Annotated in this window: 15 protein-coding genes; 8 read left to right on the top strand and 7 right to left on the bottom strand. The window is 66.6% G+C overall.

Features of this window, described 5'->3' with window-relative positions:
• Window positions 1-71: 71 nt before the first annotated feature.
• The 6 genes from BIWAKO_RS27050 to BIWAKO_RS27025 all read left to right on the top strand — a co-directional run bounded on the left by BIWAKO_RS27050 (window position 72) and on the right by BIWAKO_RS27025 (window position 6,530).
• Entirely contained in the window at window positions 72-1,079 is a 1,008-nt protein-coding gene (locus BIWAKO_RS27050) for a LacI family DNA-binding transcriptional regulator (RefSeq protein ID WP_069882833.1), read from the top strand.
• A 79-nt stretch (window positions 1,080-1,158) separates the two neighbouring features.
• On the top strand, window positions 1,159-2,442 hold the full coding sequence (locus BIWAKO_RS27045) for an extracellular solute-binding protein (RefSeq protein WP_084652357.1): 1,284 nt from the start codon (window positions 1,159-1,161) through the stop codon (window positions 2,440-2,442).
• A 76-nt stretch (window positions 2,443-2,518) separates the two neighbouring features.
• Entirely contained in the window at window positions 2,519-3,367 is an 849-nt protein-coding gene (locus BIWAKO_RS27040) for a carbohydrate ABC transporter permease (protein ID WP_069881285.1), read from the top strand.
• Window positions 3,364-4,170 carry a carbohydrate ABC transporter permease gene (locus BIWAKO_RS27035; RefSeq protein ID WP_069881284.1) on the top strand — a complete coding sequence of 269 codons (807 nt, stop codon included), beginning with the start codon at window positions 3,364-3,366 and terminating at the stop codon, window positions 4,168-4,170. Before BIWAKO_RS27040 ends, BIWAKO_RS27035 begins: the two co-directional genes overlap by 4 nt.
• 11 nt (window positions 4,171-4,181) lie before the next feature.
• On the top strand, window positions 4,182-5,228 hold the full coding sequence (locus BIWAKO_RS27030) for an ABC transporter ATP-binding protein (protein WP_069881283.1): 1,047 nt from the start codon (window positions 4,182-4,184) through the stop codon (window positions 5,226-5,228).
• 3 nt (window positions 5,229-5,231) lie between these two features.
• The gene (locus tag BIWAKO_RS27025; RefSeq protein ID WP_069881282.1) at window positions 5,232-6,530 is read left to right on the top strand and encodes an MGH1-like glycoside hydrolase domain-containing protein; all 1,299 of its coding nucleotides are present in this window, start codon (window positions 5,232-5,234) and stop codon (window positions 6,528-6,530) included.
• 125 nt (window positions 6,531-6,655) lie between these two features.
• Here BIWAKO_RS27025 and minE read toward each other — a convergent pair whose 3' ends face one another.
• The 6 genes from minE to BIWAKO_RS26995 all read right to left on the bottom strand — a co-directional run bounded on the left by minE (window position 6,656) and on the right by BIWAKO_RS26995 (window position 12,057).
• Entirely contained in the window at window positions 6,656-6,931 is a 276-nt protein-coding gene (gene minE, locus BIWAKO_RS27020; RefSeq protein ID WP_069881281.1) for a cell division topological specificity factor MinE, read from the bottom strand.
• A complete protein-coding gene (minD, locus tag BIWAKO_RS27015) occupies window positions 6,928-7,743 on the bottom strand; it encodes a septum site-determining protein MinD (RefSeq protein WP_069881280.1) in 816 nt (271 codons plus the stop codon). The genes minE and minD overlap by 4 nt, the downstream gene beginning before the upstream one ends.
• Window positions 7,744-7,778: 35 nt before the next feature.
• The gene (minC, locus tag BIWAKO_RS27010) at window positions 7,779-8,519 is read right to left on the bottom strand and encodes a septum site-determining protein MinC (protein ID WP_069881279.1); all 741 of its coding nucleotides are present in this window, start codon (window positions 8,517-8,519) and stop codon (window positions 7,779-7,781) included.
• Between the two features lie 494 nt (window positions 8,520-9,013).
• On the bottom strand, window positions 9,014-9,874 hold the full coding sequence (locus tag BIWAKO_RS27005) for a GNAT family N-acetyltransferase (protein WP_069882831.1): 861 nt from the start codon (window positions 9,872-9,874) through the stop codon (window positions 9,014-9,016).
• 143 nt (window positions 9,875-10,017) lie between these two features.
• The gene (locus tag BIWAKO_RS27000; RefSeq protein ID WP_069881278.1) at window positions 10,018-11,028 is read right to left on the bottom strand and encodes a hypothetical protein; all 1,011 of its coding nucleotides are present in this window, start codon (window positions 11,026-11,028) and stop codon (window positions 10,018-10,020) included.
• A 45-nt stretch (window positions 11,029-11,073) separates the two neighbouring features.
• Window positions 11,074-12,057 carry an extracellular solute-binding protein gene (locus BIWAKO_RS26995; RefSeq protein WP_176733414.1) on the bottom strand — a complete coding sequence of 328 codons (984 nt, stop codon included), beginning with the start codon at window positions 12,055-12,057 and terminating at the stop codon, window positions 11,074-11,076.
• Between the two features lie 126 nt (window positions 12,058-12,183).
• Here BIWAKO_RS26995 and BIWAKO_RS26990 point away from each other — a divergent pair, with 126 nt between their 5' ends.
• Both BIWAKO_RS26990 and BIWAKO_RS26985 read left to right on the top strand, forming a co-directional pair.
• Window positions 12,184-13,239: an ABC transporter ATP-binding protein gene (locus BIWAKO_RS26990; protein WP_069881276.1), complete on the top strand. Its 1,056-nt coding sequence runs from the start codon at window positions 12,184-12,186 to the stop codon at window positions 13,237-13,239.
• Window positions 13,236-14,909 (top strand): ABC transporter permease, encoded by a 1,674-nt coding sequence (locus tag BIWAKO_RS26985; protein ID WP_069881275.1) that lies wholly within the window; start codon window positions 13,236-13,238, stop codon window positions 14,907-14,909. Before BIWAKO_RS26990 ends, BIWAKO_RS26985 begins: the two co-directional genes overlap by 4 nt.
• A gap of 57 nt (window positions 14,910-14,966) precedes the next feature.
• On the opposite strand, the gene BIWAKO_RS26980 is transcribed toward BIWAKO_RS26985, so the two are convergent.
• Window positions 14,967-16,043, bottom strand: a complete 1,077-nt coding sequence (locus BIWAKO_RS26980) for a CapA family protein (RefSeq protein WP_176733413.1) — start codon at window positions 16,041-16,043, stop codon at window positions 14,967-14,969.
• Window positions 16,044-16,120 lie beyond the last annotated feature (77 nt).

Genomic DNA, 16,120 nt, shown 5'->3' with positions numbered 1-16,120 from the left:
GGCTTCCCAAAACGTTTTGGATCGGGTTATCCTGAACGTGAGGCGCCGATCGTCCAACCATTGAGATGCCGATGAGCTCGTTGCGCGCGCTGGCGCAAACGCTGGGATTGTCGATCACCACCGTCTCGCGGGCGCTCGACGGCTATGACGATGTTGCGCTCGCCACGCGAGACCGCGTGCGGGCAGCGGCGGAGGCGGCCGGTTACCGGCCCAATTCCGCAGCTCGGCGGTTGCGTCGCGGGCTGACCGAGATCGTCACGATGGTGCTTCCGGCCGGGCCGGGCCATTTCAACGAGCCGCTCTATCTAGAGCTGCTGGGCTCGATCGGCGAACGGCTGGCGGAGCAGGGCTATGATCTGACCTTGATCGCCGCGCTGCCCGGCCCCGACGAGCTCAAGACCTATCGCCGGCTTGTCGACGGCCGCCGCACCGACGCCATCATCGTCGTCCGCACCCGCCGCGAGGATGCTCGCCTGCGCTACCTCACCGATGCCGGCTTTCCCTTCGTCGCGATGGGGCGTAGCGATTTTCCAGAGCCCTATGCCTTTGTCGATGGGGATGGCGAGGCCGCGTTCCACGATGCCGTGCTGCGCCTGGCCGCCCTCGGCCACCGCCGGATCGGCCATCTTGCGGCGCCCTCGGCCTTCACCTTCGCGCATCTGCGCCGCAGCGGCTTCGCGCGGGCCCTTCGCCAGGCCGGCATTTTCGGCGCGATCATCGAGGACAGCGCCGACGAGGCCGGCGGCTATCGTGCGGCGGGGCTGATTCTGGCGCAGCCGGCGCAGCCCACCGCGCTGCTCTGTGCGACCGACAGCATGGCGCTGGGCGCGATGCGGGCCATCCGCGAGCGCGGTCTCGTCGTCGGGCGCGACATCGCGATCATCGGCCATGACAACATTCCCGCCTCCGCCTTCTCGGACCCCGCGCTCGCGACGATGGAGCTGCCCATCGCCGCGACCGGCCGCCGCCTCGCGGAGATGGCGTTGGCGCGCATCGGCGGAGCCGACCCCCGCGACCTGACCGAGATCAATTCGGTCGAGTTCATTGCACGCGCCTCGCTGGGGGAGGCGCGTCGCTGATCCGATCACGGAAACGGCCAGGCGCTCGCAACCGGCCTTATCCCAAGCAAACCAGAACAAGCGAGGCAGGGAGGACGATATGAAGACGCTCAACCATCTGGCATGCGCCGCCGTCGCGGCGGGGGCCATTCTCGTGGCGCCCGTAGCGAAGGCGCAGGACCTCGTTTTCCTCTCGACGCAGCTGCGCCCGATCGACGAGGCGCAGAAGGTGCGCGAGGTCCTGCTCAAGGGGGCGCCGAAAACCACCTATGTGGTCGAGGAGCCGCCGCAATTTGCCGTGCGCATGAAGGCGGAGCAGGCGGCAGGCAAGCGCACGATCAGCCTGATGGGCGCGCTGCATGGCGAATTACAGCCGCTCGTGCCGGCAGGCTCGCTCGACACGGTCGACGATATCGCGGCCAAGCTCGCCTCCAGCGGCATTCCGGCCGGGCTGATGGAACTCGGCAAGCTCGGCACGCCCAATCAGCAATATATCCCCTGGATGCAGGCGACCTACGTCCTCGTCGTCAAGAAGGCGGCGCTGCCCTTCCTGCCGGCTGGCGCCGATGTCAATGCGCTGACCTATGAACAGCTAACAGCCTGGGGCAAGGCGATCCAGGAGAAGACCGGCCAGCGTCGCATCGGCTTCCCGGCCGGTCCGAAGGGCCTGTTCGCCCGCTTCGTGCAGGGCAATCTCGTGCCCTCCTATACCGGCTCGATGGTGACCGAGTTCCGCTCGGCCGCGGCCGAAAAGGGCTGGGCCGATTTCAAGGCGCTCTGGGCGACCGTGAACCCCAACGCCAACAACTATAATTTCATGCAGGAGCCGCTGATGGCCGGCGAGGTCTGGATCGCCTGGGACCATATCGCCCGCGTCAAGGACGCCCTGACCGCCGAGCCCGACCAGTATCTCGTCGTGGCGCCTCCGGCCGGCGCCAAGGGGCGCGCCTATATGCCCGTCATCGCCGGGCTCTCCATCGCCAAGGATGCGCCGAACCGGGCCCAGGCCGCGGCCGTGATCGAGCACCTGCTGAAGCCTGCGACGCAGCTTGCCGCGGCGCAGGAGGTCGGCTTCTTCCCGGTCGTGGATGCGCCCCTGCCGCCCGACCTGCCGGCCGGCGTCAAGCTGCTCGCCGACGGCGTCGCCAAGACGCAAGGGGCGAAGGACGCGATCGTCGCCCTCCTGCCGATCGGCCTCGGCGACAAGGGCGGCGAGTTCAACAAGGTCTATTTCGACACGTTCCAGCGCATCGTGCTGCGCAATGAGCCGATCCGCGCGGTGCTGGACGCTCAGGCCGAGATCCTGCGCAGCCTGATGATCCAGACCGCCGCGCCCTGCTGGGCTCCCGACAAGCCGAGCCAGGGCGCCTGCCCGGTCACCTGAGCTCCGGATAAGCTGCGCTCCGGTCCCCCCGGCCGAAGCGCAGCCTCCCTGGAGCGCCTTGCAGAGGCCTTCGACCATGCTCCAGCCGCGCTGGCTGCCCTATCTGCTGATCGCGCCCTCGGTCGCCTTTCTCGCAGCCTTCTTCCTGATACCGCTCGGCCAGACCATCCTGCTCTCCTTCGATGGCGGGCAGGGGTTCTCGCTCGCCAATTATGCCCGCATGGCGGGCGACCTCAATTTTCCCACCGCGCTGCGCAACACCTTCGCCCTCGTCGCGGTGGTGATCCCGCTGCAGGTGGCGCTCGCGCTCGTCATGGGGCTGATGCTGCAGAGGATGACGCGCGGGCGCGAACTCGTGCTCTGGATCTGGACGATCCCGCTCGGCGTCTCCGACCTTGCGGCCGGCCTTGTCTGGCTCGCGATCCTGCAGGATTCCGGCTATCTCAACACGCTGCTGTTCCAGATCGGGGTGATCAGCGGCCCGACCGCCTATCTCAACAGCGAGGCGCCGGTTGCGCTGTTCTTCGCCGTCGTCCTGGCCGAAATCTGGCGTGCGACCGCGATCGTCCTGATCATTCTCGTCGCCGGCATCCAGATCATTCCCAAGGAGTTCGGCGAGGCCGCCGACATCTTCGGCGCCAGCCCCTGGACGAAGTTCCGCAAGATCACCTTGCCGCTGCTGAAGCCCAGCCTGCAATCGGCGCTGATCCTGCGCACGGTCCTGGCCTTCGAGGTGTTTGCGGTGGTCTATGCGCTCGGCGGGCGCAATTTCCCGATCATCGTCGGTGAAGCCTACACCTGGCAAAACGAGAACCAGAATTACGGTGTCGCGGCCGCCTATGCCGTGCTCGTGATGGTGATCTCGCTTACGGCGACGATCATCTACCTCAAGGCGCTGCGCGTCGATCCGGAGACGCAAGGATGAGCGCGCCCCGCAAATGGCTTTATGTCACGGGCGTCCTGGCGCTCTGCGCCTGGGTGCTGGTGCCGATCTACCTGATCGGGCTCGGCGCCATGGGCGGCAGGCTCGCCGTGTTCAAATGGCCGAAATCCTTCGCGCCCGGCGATGCTGGCTTCGCGGCGCTCGCGACGTTCCTGAAGATCGAGGGTGTCTGGAACGCCGCCCTGAATTCGCTCATCGCCGCATCGCTGACCATGCTGTTCTCGATCCTGCTCGGGGCGCCCGCGGGCTATGCCCTGGCGCGTTTCGCCTTCCGGGGGCAGAGCGCCTTTCGCCTGCTGGTGCTGCTGACGCGCGCCTTTCCGCTGGCGATCCTGGCGCTGCCGCTGACCGTCATCTTCATCCGCGTCGGGCTCTACGACACGCCCTTCGGCGTCTCGCTGATCCATACCGCGCTGGCGCTGCCCTTCGCCGCGCTCGTGACCTCGTCGCTCTTCATGGGCATTCCCCGCGAATACGAGGAGGCGGCCTGGGTCTTCGGCTGCACGCGCTGGCAGGCCTTCCGCAAGGTGGTGTTGCCGCTGGCGCTGCCCGGCATCGCGGCAGCGGCGATCTTCGCCTTCGTCATCTCCTGGAACGAGGTTTTTGCCGCCTCGGTGCTCACCGTGCGCGAGCGCACACTCACCGCCTATCTGCTGACCGTGCTCTCCGAGTCGCCGCTGCATTACCGCTTCGCCGGCGGCTTCATTCTCATCATTCCCTCGGTGCTCTTCATCTTCGCGGTCAGGAAATACCTGTTCGCGATGTGGGGCGTCTCGAGCAAATAGGGAGGAGACCGTTGGCCGGGATCCTGATCGACAAGGTCGCCAAGCAGTTCGGAAATGCGGTTGCCCTGCAGGAGATTTCGCTCACCGTCGAGGATGGCGAATTCGTCGCGCTGCTCGGCCCCTCCGGCTGCGGCAAGACCACGCTGCTGCGCATCATCGCCGGGCTGGAGGCGCAGAGCTCGGGCAAGGTCATGATCGGCGAGCGCGACGTCTCCTCCCTGAAGCCCGCCCAGCGCGGCCTTGCCATGGTGTTCCAGAACTATGCCGTCTTCCCGCATATGACGGTGTTCGAGAATGTCGCCTTCGGTCTGCGCATGAAGGGCGCCGACCAGGCGCGCGTCGAGGCCAGGGTGCGCAAGGCGGCCGAGCTCCTGCATATCGAGCCCTATCTCGAGCGCTTTCCGGCCAAGCTCTCGGGCGGCCAGCGCCAGCGCGTCGCGGTGGCGCGCGCGCTCGCGGTCGAGCCGGCCGTGCTCCTGATGGACGAGCCGCTCTCCAATCTCGACGCGCTGCTCAGGCTCGAGATGCGGGCGGAGCTGCGCAGCGTGCTCCGCGAGGCCGGAACGACCACGATCTATGTCACGCATGACCAGACCGAGGCCATGGGCCTGGCCGATCGGATCGCGGTGATGCATGGCGGCCATATCGTGCAGATCGGTACGCCGACCGAGGTCTATTCGCGGCCGGCGACCCGCTTCGTCGGTGGCTTCGTCGGCTCGCCGCCGATGAATTTCGTCAACACGGTCGCGACCTCCGGCCAGGCGCGGCTCGGCGGGCTCACACTGGCATCGCCTGCCGACGGGCCGATCGTCCTCGGTTTCCGCGGCGAGGACGCGAAACTGACCGATGCCGGCGGCGGCGTGCCCTTCACCGTGCGGGTCGCCGAGCCGATGGGCTCGCATCTCCTGCTCACCGGCAGGATCGGCGACGACCTTGCCCGTGTCGTTGCTCCCCCCGCGGCCCGGATCGCGGCGGGCGAAACGCTCGGCCTGGCGCTCGACCCCACCCGCATTGTCTGGATCGACCCGGAAACGGGCCGCACTCATCCCGGAGCCTGAGCCATGCTGTCGACCACACCTCCCTCCGACCGCGATGAGGCCGCGCGCGCCGTGCTGCGCCGCAACGACCGTGGCGGCTTCACCGTCCCCAATGGCCGCGTCTACCCGTTCCAGTGGAACTGGGATTCGGCCTTCGTCGCGCTCGGTTTCGCCACCTTCGATCTCGACCGTGCCTGGCGCGAGCTGGAGACCCTGTTCGAGGGCCAGTGGGACGATGGCATGGTGCCGCATATCGTGTTCCGCGCCCCGGCTGACGGCTATTATCCCGGCCCCGAGGCCTGGGGCATCCAGCGCCAGCCGCTGACCTCGGGAATCTCGCAGCCTCCCGTCGCAGCGACGGCGGCGCGGGTGCTGCACGGGCTCTCCGGCCGCGATGCCACGCGGATCCGGGCTCTCGTCCCAAAACTCTTCGCCTCGCATCGCTGGTGGCATGAGACCCGCGACCCCGACGGCACCGGCCTCGTCACCATGGTCCACCCCTGGGAATCGGGGCGGGACAATTCGCCGGACTGGGACGAGCCGCTCGCCAATGTCGTGCCGCAGGTCGATGTCGCGCATCTGCGCAAGGATCTCGGCCATGTCGATGCGGCCCACCGCCCGACGCATGATTTCTACAACCGGGTCATGACCTTGGTCGAGGAAGCTAAGGCCCTGCATTGGAACGGGGTGGCCGTGGCGCGCGGGCTCTCCTTCCGGGTCTGCGATCTCGGCATCCAGTCAATCCTGCTGCGCGCCGATCGCGATCTTCTGAAGCTGGCGGAGGTACTGGGCTTCACCGAAGAGGCCGCGGCTCTGCAAGGCTGGATCGCACGCAGCGAGAAGGCGATGTCGCGGCTCAAGGGGCCCGACGGGCTGTATCGGTCGCTCGACCTGCGCAGCGGGCGGCTCAGCGAGGCCGTCACCTGCGCCGCCTATCTCCCGCTCTATGCGCGCATGGCGAGCCAGGAGGATGCGCTCGCGCTCAAGCGCCATCTCGCGGCGACCCGTGCCGCAGCCGGCTTCTCCGTCGCCAGCAGCGACCCGCGCGATCGACGTTTCGATGCGACGCGCTATTGGCGCGGCCCGGTCTGGCTGATGATGAACCGGATGATCGCCGACGGCTTCGCGGCCTATGGTCTGACCGAGGAGGCTGGCCTGCTCCGGCGCGACAGCGCCGATCTCGTCCGGCAGAACGGATTCTGGGAGTATTTCGACCCGCGCGACGGCACAGGATGCGGCGGCCCGGACTTCTCCTGGACCGCTGCCATGTGGCTCAGCTGGGCCGGCTCGCAGGACGATCGTCAGGCTTTGACCGGGCTCTGAGCCGGGCCCGGACGCGAGCCCGTTCGATGCGTGCGAACGCAAAATGCTGGACTATCTGACCGGATACGCGCTCCGGTCGGATGATCCAGCATGGCTGATGCCTCTGGGCGAGGGTGGGGCGGCGCTCAGGCCGCCTTCTTCGTCTTCTTGTCTGCGTCGAACGGGATCTCGATATCGACGGCGAGCGTCGAGACCTTGGCGCCGCGCTCCATCTTGACGCTGACCCGGTCGTCATCGATCTGCATATGCTTCGAGATTGCACGCAGGATTTCGTCGCGCAGCTTGGTGACGAGATCGGAATCGCCGACCGAGGCGCGCTCATGGGCGAGCAGCACCTGTAAGCGCTCGCGGGCGGCGGGAGCCGACGACTGGGAGCGGGTGAAAATACGAAGGAAGTTCATGCCGCTTTCCTTCCGAAAATCTTGCCGAAGAAGCCCTTCTTTTCACCGGGAATAGTTACCGGCAGGTTTTCGCCGTTGAGGCGGCGCGCAGCCTCGAAATAGGCGATCGCCGGCGCGCTGCGGCCATCGGCCAGGGTGACCGGCGAGCCGACATTGGAGGCGCGCAGCACGTCCATGCTTTCCGGGATGATGCCGAGCAGCGGGATCGACAGGATCTCGAGGACATCGTCGACCTTCAGCATGTCGCCGCGCTCGGCCCGGAGCGGGTCGTAACGGGTCAGCAGCAGGTGCTTTTCCATCCGCTCGCCCTGCTCGGCCTTGAGCGTCTTGGAATCGAGCAACCCGATGATCCGGTCGGAATCACGCACCGAGGAGACTTCCGGATTGGTCACCACGATCGCGACATCGGCATGGCGCATGGCCAGCGTCGCGCCGCGCTCGATGCCGGCCGGGCTGTCGCAGATGACCCAGTCGAAGGCCGTTTTCAGCGCCGCAATGACCTTCTCGACGCCTTCGGGCGTGAGATTGTCCTTGTCGCGCGTCTGCGAGGCCGGCAGCAGGTAGAGCGATTCCAGCCGCTTGTCGCGGATCAGCGCCTGCGTCAGCTTCGCTTCGCCCTGGATGACGTTGACGATGTCATAGACCACCCGTCGTTCCGCGCCCATGACGAGGTCGAGATTGCGCAGCCCGACGTCGAAATCGACGACCACGACCTTGTCGCCATTATGCGCAAGCGCTGCCCCCAATGCGGCGGACGATGTCGTCTTGCCGACGCCGCCCTTGCCCGATGTGACTACGATGACCTTGCCCATTGCACTCTCCCGCTTTCTGTGGATACGCCGTCGTTTCAGGCGAGTGATCCAACCTTGAATGTTTCGCCTTCGAGCCAGATCTGGACGGCCTTGCCGCGCATGTCGGGTCCGAGGTCCTCGGCCGTCTTGTAGAAGCCGTCGATCGCGAGCAGCTCCGCCTCGAGCTTGCGGCAGAAGATGCGCGCAGACGCATTGCCCATCGCGCCGGCGATCGCCCGGCCCCTGAGCGTGCCGTAGACATGGATCGAGCCGCCGGCGACGATCTCGGCGCCCGATGCGACCGAGCCGATGACGGTGACGTCGCCTTCGGTGAAGATCAGCGACTGCCCCGAGCGCACCGGCTCGGTCACGATGATCGACGGCGTCGCCTTGACCGGTTGCGGGGCAGGGGCGGGAGGCTGCACGCTCTCGGCGACCTCGGCCTGCGGCGCCTGTTCGGCGGTCGGGGCTTCGATATCCGAGGCCGCGCGTCCGCCTGACATCGCCGGCGGCAGGTCCGCGCCGAGCAGCGAGGGTGGTGCGCCCTCGATGCCCATGATCCGCACATTGCGCTTGCCGAGCTGGCCGACGAGGTCGCGCAGCTGCGGCCGGTCGATATTCAGGCCTTCGACGTCGACCACCACCGGCCGCCGCAGGAAAAATCCGGCAGACAGGCCAGCCAGTTCGTCGAGCCGCGTCAGCCAGTCCTCGAAGGGAAGCTCCGGGGTCAGCGTCAGTGCAAGATAGGAGCGCCCCTTGAGGCGGATCGGCCTAGGTTGAGTTAACACGTCAGTCATCTTGGTAAATTTTCGGTTGCCTTGATCTAGGAATGGAATGGTTAACGAGTCGTAAAAATCCATTCCTTCACCTACCGGCATGCGAGCGTCGAAAACGGGAGGAAATGGACGAAACGCGTTTTCGGCCAACCGGTTGAATGCGAGGGATGATGTGTGTGGAGAGCTGCGCCTATCCCCAAGGGCGTGCCGGGCGCGCGGCCTCGGCCAGAGGCCGTTCCCCAATGCTGCCGGTCGGCGGCAGTGCTGGTCGCGGCGGGCATTTCCGCCTCGGTACGCCGGCCGCGCCGGAGCCACAGGCGCCGCGCGGGCCGGGGCATGAGTGGGTCCAGCGCAATCCAAGCGGGTTCGGACCGAGTGGGGATTCGATGATTCCGCCGATCCTGAGCCGTCAGTCCCGCGCGGACGATTCGATTCCCGCGGGGAGCGGGGCCGGTGTAGATGCGCGGGCGAAATGCCCCCCCGGCGACCGGAGGGTGGCCTGAAGCAGCCTGCGGCTAGATCCGCATGTCGGTAAGCATGAAGGCCTGGCCTTCGGGCGCGAAGGAGCCGCGGACCATGGATCCGTTATCGACCGGAATCTGCGGCTCGGGCGCCCAGGACAGACGGTCGGGCGTCAGGCGTACGCTGATCCGCTCTCCAGCGTAGCCAAGCGCAGAAACGATCTCGTCCAGCGAGGGTATCGCCGGGCCAACGATGTCGAGCAGGGTCATCGACGGCCCATTTCGCCCTTTGACCGCAACGACCACCGCAAATTCCGGAAGGTGGAGCAATTCGATTTCAGGTGCCGCGACGGCCTTCAACATGAACAAGGCCGGGTGGTCGCAAGCCGAAGCCACGAGCGAGGTCGGCGCTCTGCTGGAGAAGAGACCCCGTAGAAGCGCCAGATCGCCGTCCTCTTCCAACGACAGCGCACGATAGCTCGACTGTATCTGTCGTTGCGCCGATGCGGCGCTGAAGATTGTTTCGCCGAGCTGTCGGAAGCCGAAAGGCGTATAGAGGCTTGGTGTGTCGGTGGCGAGAATGACGAGGTCTGCTCTGGCGTCGGCGAAACCGAGTGCTCGCCCCATCAGGTCGCGAAACAAGCCTCTTCCACGCCATTCCGGTCGAACCGCGACGGATTGAACGCCAAAGGCTGTCACCCGTTTTCCCTGAAGCCAGAGCCGTCGCTCATAAAGGCTGACATTGGCGACCAGCTCATTACCGAGCCACCAGCCGAACCCGACGACGCTCGGATCGTGGCCCAGGCGATCCAGTGGCGAGATATCGATTTCAAAGACGTCGTGGATGAGCCGCGTCAGTTCGGACAAACCTTCATCGGACTGTGCATAGTCCGAGCGGAAGTCGAGCGATTTCATCATGGCCTCGCGTTCAAAACCGTCTGTCCGGCGGATAAGCGCCGCCGGCCGGAGGGGCGAGGCGACGCGCTTCCATTCCTGATTGCGGGCAGGGCAGACCAACGAAGCTGCGATCGCCCCGATCGACCTGACCTCGGAAGCGCTCAGCGGTCGAAGGCTACACCGAGATAGGTCCGGTCGTCGGTCCAGCCATCGGGGCCGGAGCCTTTCACGCTGGCATAGGGGCCGATCTTGTCAGGGTCGATGCGCTCGACCTCGGCGAAGCTCGCCTCCCAGGCGGCGACGCCAAAAGCCTCCGGCTCGGCGAAATAGCCGTCGCTGAACAGTTCGAGCCGGGCGACCTCGTCTGCGGCATAGTCGGCGGTGAAGACATGCCGCTCGGCGATGGCGAAGCCGTCGAGCACGCCATACCCGAGATCGCTTGCCGGATGATTGGCGAAGGCGCGCTGGCCGCTGATGCCGCTGTCGAGCAGCCGCTCGATCTCGGCCCGGGAGATCGTCGGCATCTCCTCGCTGCAAAGATGGAGCACATGAGCCCTGACCTCGGCGCAGGCCTCCGGGCCCAAACCCGCCGGCGGCACGCGCAACCCGTTCCAGACGGCCTCGTCCGAGATCGTGCGCTGCGGCAGCGGATCGGCCCGCATCCGGCCGAGATAGGCCCAGCATTCCCTCCGGATCAGCGCGGTGACGCGGTCGAGCGGCTTCGCTTCGACATGGCGGACCGTGCCCAGCGTTTTCCCGCTCAACCGGATGCCGGAATCGCCGATCGAGACCAGCTGCAGTGTCGGGCCGTCATGGTAACCCAGCGCCAGCGTGCAGCCGATCCGCGCTGACGCATCGGTTTCCGCCCGCGCCGACAGGCCATGCGCCGTGTAGCCCTCGCGCAGCGTGTCGCTGAGCGCCAGGACCAGCCGGCGCACGCGATCCGCGCCGCCGCGAACGCTCAGGTCTTCGCTGAGGAGAAAGCGGGCGACTTCGGTCGCGACCCGGGCCGAGGCGAAGCGCCCGGCCCGCATCGCCCCGAAGCGGCGTCCGCTGCGATCGGTCACGCCATCGATCACGGCATAGCCGCGGCCGGGCAGGATGACGACGCTGTCTTCGTTCTCCTCAGGGCTGGCGAAGCGCTTGCCGAGGCTGAAACATTCAATCTGCATGGGGAGTCTCGGCGCGAGGCGGCTTCAGCCGCCCCGTTCAGGCCATTACTGGCCGGTCGCCTGCCTCCACTTCTCGAGCATCGCCTTGGTTCCGCCGAGTTCGTCGACGGATTTGAGCTTGACCAGGGTCAGATCGGCGAGCGGCTTCACATCGCCCGGCGCCGCGACATCCCCGCGGACCGAACGGCGGCCGGCTTCCTTCACCAGCGCTTCCTGCGTCTTCTTCGACAAGGCCCAGTCGATGAAGCGCTTCGCCGGTTCGGGATTGGGCGCACCCTTCACCATCGCCACGCCGTCAGGGGAGGTCGTCGTGCCGTCCGCGACATAGGCGATCTTCACCGGCGCGCCGCCGGCGACATATTCGAGCGCGTTGTCCTCGAGCGTCAGGCCGAGCGGCGCCTCGCCATCGGCGACATAGCGCGGCACGGCGCCCGAGCTGTCGGAGAAGATGAAGTTCTTGGCGAGCTTGCCATAGACCTCCCAGCCCTTGTCGCCGCCGGCGGTCAGCACCGTCGTCATCTGCTGGAAGGCCGAGCCGGAATTGTCGGCACGGGCCGAGGCGACCTTGCCCTTCCATTTCGGGTCGGAGAGCTCGGCCCAGGTTTTGGGGATCTCGGCGTCCTTGACCATCTTGCTGTTGACCATCAGCACGTAGATCACGGTCGTATAGGGCGTCCAGGCCGGGCTCGCGATGAAGCGCGGGTCGATCGCCGCCTGGTCCTTGGGCGTATAGGGCGCCAGCAGGTCGGCATTTTCGGTCAGGAGCGAGCCGGTGACGCTCCAGATCACATCGGCCTTGGGCGCACCCGCCTCGGCACGAGCGCGGCGGAAGACATCGCCGGAGCCGAGCTGCACGACCTCGGCCTTGATTCCGGTCTCGGCCTCGAAGAGCGGGATCATCTTCTGCACGATCGAGGATTTATGCGCGGTGTAGAGCACGACCTTGTTGTCGGCCGCAGAGGCCCCGCCGGCCACGCCAAGCAGTCCGGCCGTCAGCATGAGATGCCCGATCCAGGTCCTGCGCGACATGTTTCCGCTCGCTGTCATAGCCATCCCCATCCCTGTCACACCGATCTGCGCCGGCGAAGTTTCTCATCTTGCCGTCCAATCGCGGCCATGCGCAACTAGGGACAAAAGCGGGGGTGCTTTGCCGGCATGGCGTATCTGACTGTCGATGGCGCGATCAAGCGCTACGGAGCGACGACGGCCCTGAAGGGCGTCTCCTTCTCGGTCGCGAAGGGCGAGTTCTTCACGCTGCTCGGCCCCTCCGGCTGCGGCAAGACGACCTTGCTGCGCTCGATCGCGGGTTTTTCGCAGCTCACCGAGGGCAGGGTCGATCTCGCCGGCCAGGACCTGCTGGCGGTGCCGCCGCACAAGCGCGATATCGGCATGGTCTTCCAGGATTATGCGATCTTCCCGCATCTGACGGTGGCCGAGAACGTCGCCTTCGGGCTGAAAGCCCGCAAGGTCGCGACCTCCGAAATCCGCGGGCGGGTCGCGGAGGCGCTGGCGACGGTCCGGCTGGCGGCGCTGGCCGACCGGCTGCCCGCCGCGCTGTCGGGCGGTCAGCAGCAACGCATCGGCATTGCCCGGGCGATGGTGGTGAAGCCGCGGCTGTTGCTGATGGACGAGCCGCTCTCCAATCTCGACGCCAAGCTCAGGGTCGACCTGCGCGACGAGATCCGCGCCATCCAGCGCACCATCGGCATTGCTGCGATCTATGTGACGCATGACCAGGAGGAGGCGCTCGCAATCTCCGACCGGATCTGCGTGATGGACCATGGCTGCGTCGAGCAGATCGGCACGCCGCAGCAGATCTACGGGAAACCGGCGACGCGCTTCGTCGCTTCCTTCGTCGGGACGATGAACCTGCTCGCGCCCTCGGCCTTCGGCCTGCCTGACGTGCCGGGCGTCGCGCAATGGGCGCTGCGGCCCGAGCGTCTGCGCCTCGCCGAGGCGGGGGCTAGCGAAGGGGGAAGCGAGAACGGCGCCGCGAGCATTGCCGGAACGGTCGAGCATTTCAGCTATCTCGGCCGCGAGGCGCATCTCACCGTCCAGGCGCAAGGGCACCGGCTCGTCGCGCAGATCGGCTCGCCGCCGCCCGATCTCGCGATCGAGGCCGGCCGGCAGATCCGCCTGAGCTTCGACAGGGCCGATCTCCATCCCTTCGATGCGCAGGGGCGGCGCGTCGGCGCGGAGCGTGCGGCATGAGCACTGTTGCCGTGCCAGCCACGCGCCGCAGCTGGCGCCCGGATTTCTGGACGCTGGTCGCGGTCGGGGCCTGGGCGATCCTGATCGTGCTGCTGCTGATCCCGCTCGGGCTCGTCCTGGTGTCCAGCTTCCGCGACGAGAGCGGCCAGCTCACTATCGCCAATTGGCAAAGGCTGTTCGGCAGCACGCGCTATTTCAACGCCTTCATCAACACGCTGATCGTCGGCTTCGGCGGGCTCGCCGGCGCGTTGCTGCTCGGCTCGATCATGGCCTTCTGCACGGCCCGAATCCACATCGCCGGCGGCCGTTTCGTCTCGATGCTGGCGATCCTGGCCTTGGTCTCGCCGCCCTTCATCGGCGCCTATTCCTGGATCGTGCTGTTCGGCTCGGGCGGCCTCGTGCGCCAGACTCTGATGTCCTGGGGCATCTTCATGCCGCCGATCTACGGCGTCTGGGGCATCCTCATCGTCTTCGCCTTCAAGTTCTATCCTTATGTGTATCTGCTGACCTCGGGCGCGCTCGCCAATGTCAACCGCTCGCTGGAGGAGGCGGCGGAGAATCTCGGGCTGACGCCGTTCCAGCGCGTGCTGCAGATCTCGTTCCCGCTGGTGCTGCCGGCGCTCTCGGCCGGCGGCCTGCTCGCGCTGATCCACGCCATCGCCGATTTCGGCACGCCGCGGCTGCTCGGGCGCGGCTTCAATGTGCTGGCGACCGAGGCCTATACCGCCTATTCCGCCGAGATCGGCTCCAATCTCGGCATGGCGACCACGCTCAGCCTGGCGCTGATCCTGATGTCGATGGTCTTCGTCTTCATCCAGCGCTTCATGTCGCGGAAAAACGTCTATCACAGCACCCTGATCAACCGGCCGGAGAAGGTCAGGCTGCGCGGTTTTGCCAATGTCGCGGCCCATGCCGCGGTTTATTTCATCGCGCTTGGCGGGGCGATGCCGGCGATCATCGCGGCGATCTATTCGGTCAGGAAGACGAACGGGCCGGTCTTCCAGCCGGGCTTCGGCCTCGACAGCTATCGCCGCATCATCGCGACTTTGGGCGATGTCGTGTGGAATTCGCTGCTGTTCTCAGGGGCATCGGTCCTGCTGATCGTGGTCATCGGCACCTTGATCGGCTGCCTGGTGGCGCGGCGCAACACCGCCCAGACCTCGCTGCTCGATGCCACCCTGATGGTGCCTTATGTCATGCCCGGCATCGTCGTCGGCGTCGCCTTCATCGCCGCCTTCAACACGCCGCCGCTGGTGATGACCGGCACGGCGGCGATCATCATCCTCTCCGTCTTCATCCGGCGCTTGCCCTATGCGGTGCGCTCTTCGGCCGCCGCGCTGCGCCAGGTCGGTCCGAGCATGGAGGAGGCGGCGATCTCGCTGGGCTACAGCCCGGTCCAGGCCTTCATGCGGGTGACGATCCCGCTGATCCTGCCCGGCATCATCGCCGGCGCGATGCTCTCCTTCGTCACGGCGGTGAACGAACTCTCCTCGTCGCTCGTGCTCTATGTCGGCGGCACCATCACCATGCCGGTCAAGATCTATATCGCGATCAATGACGGCGACTACGGCACCGCCGCTTCGCTCTCGACGATCCTGCTCGTGCTCAGCGCAGGCGCGATCTATCTCGCCTTCCGCCTGCTCGGCCGCGACGAGCGCGCGCTACTTTAGGGGGATTCGCGCCAGCGGCGTGGCGCCTTTCGCATCCACGCCGCCGCAATTCGCTTCTCAGCCTGAGAACCGGGTCGTGAGGCGCGCGCCGTCGATCTCAGCTTCCGTGCCCATGCCGCGTGAGAGCCGGTCGAAGCGGTCGAGCACGGGCAGGGCGCGGGCCGGCTCCTGGATCAGCACCGGCATCCCGTTTGCGTTGCACTCGGTCGCGCGGAATTCGATCGTCTCGACACCGCCGGTGCCGATGCCGACGCGGCAGACCAGCGACCAGGGGTCGATCTGCGAGAAGATCGCTTTCTGGTCGGGCGTGGCGTTGTCCCAGTCCTGCTGGGCGATGTGGTTGCCGAGGCTGTAGAGAATCGGCTTGCCCCGATAGGTCTCGACGCCGGCCGGGCTGTGGGCGTGGTTGCCGAGCACCATGTCGGCGCCGGCATCGATCAGGGCCTGGCCTAGCGGTCGCTGGTATTCGGCCAGCGGGTCGCCACGGCCATAGCCCCAATGCACGCTGACGATCAGCACGTCGACATGGGACCGCAAGCTGGCGATCTGACCGCACAACCGCGCGAGATCGCTCTCGCGCACCCGGCTGCGCATCCGCATCGGCGCACCGGGCTCGGTCGCGAGCAGGACAGGGTGGATTTCCGGCCATTGCTCGATTGCGAGCGGCGCGATGCCCGGCCGCGTCTCCGTCGCCGCATAGTCCGGCGGCAGCAGGCAGGAGACTGCGATGGTCCCTAACCTGCAGCCATTGATCACGCGCAGATCCGGCACGAGTGAGGCGGCAAGGTCCTTGCCGCCCCCGACCGTGTCGACACTGGCCGCGTGCAGATGGTCGAGCGTCTCCAGGAAGGCATGGGGGCCGAAATCGCAGGTGTGATTGGTCGCGACCGTCATCAGCCCGAATCCGGCCCGGCCGAGATCGCCGGCCACCGTCGGGTCGACGAGATAGGCGATCGGCGCATCGCTGCGATAGCCCTGGCGAGCGAACTGCACCTCGCAGGAGCCCCAGACCAGATCGCTCTGCCGGAGATAGGCCAGCGTCTCGCCGTAACCCTCATCGATTAGCGCGTCGCTGGCATAGAGCCGCTCGCGGACCACGATATCTCCGGCCGCGCCGAGTGTCAGAATGGACATGCTCATCCCTTAGATGTTTTTTTGATGTTTCAATTACTGCTCGCAGTTAGTGCCAGCGGTCAAGGGGTCGACGTTGG

It is taken from the genome of Bosea sp. BIWAKO-01 (assembly GCF_001748145.1).
Classification (GTDB): domain Bacteria; phylum Pseudomonadota; class Alphaproteobacteria; order Rhizobiales; family Beijerinckiaceae; genus Allobosea.
The sequence above is the reverse complement of the archived record's forward strand: the minus strand, read 5'-3'. Positions and strand labels throughout refer to the sequence as shown.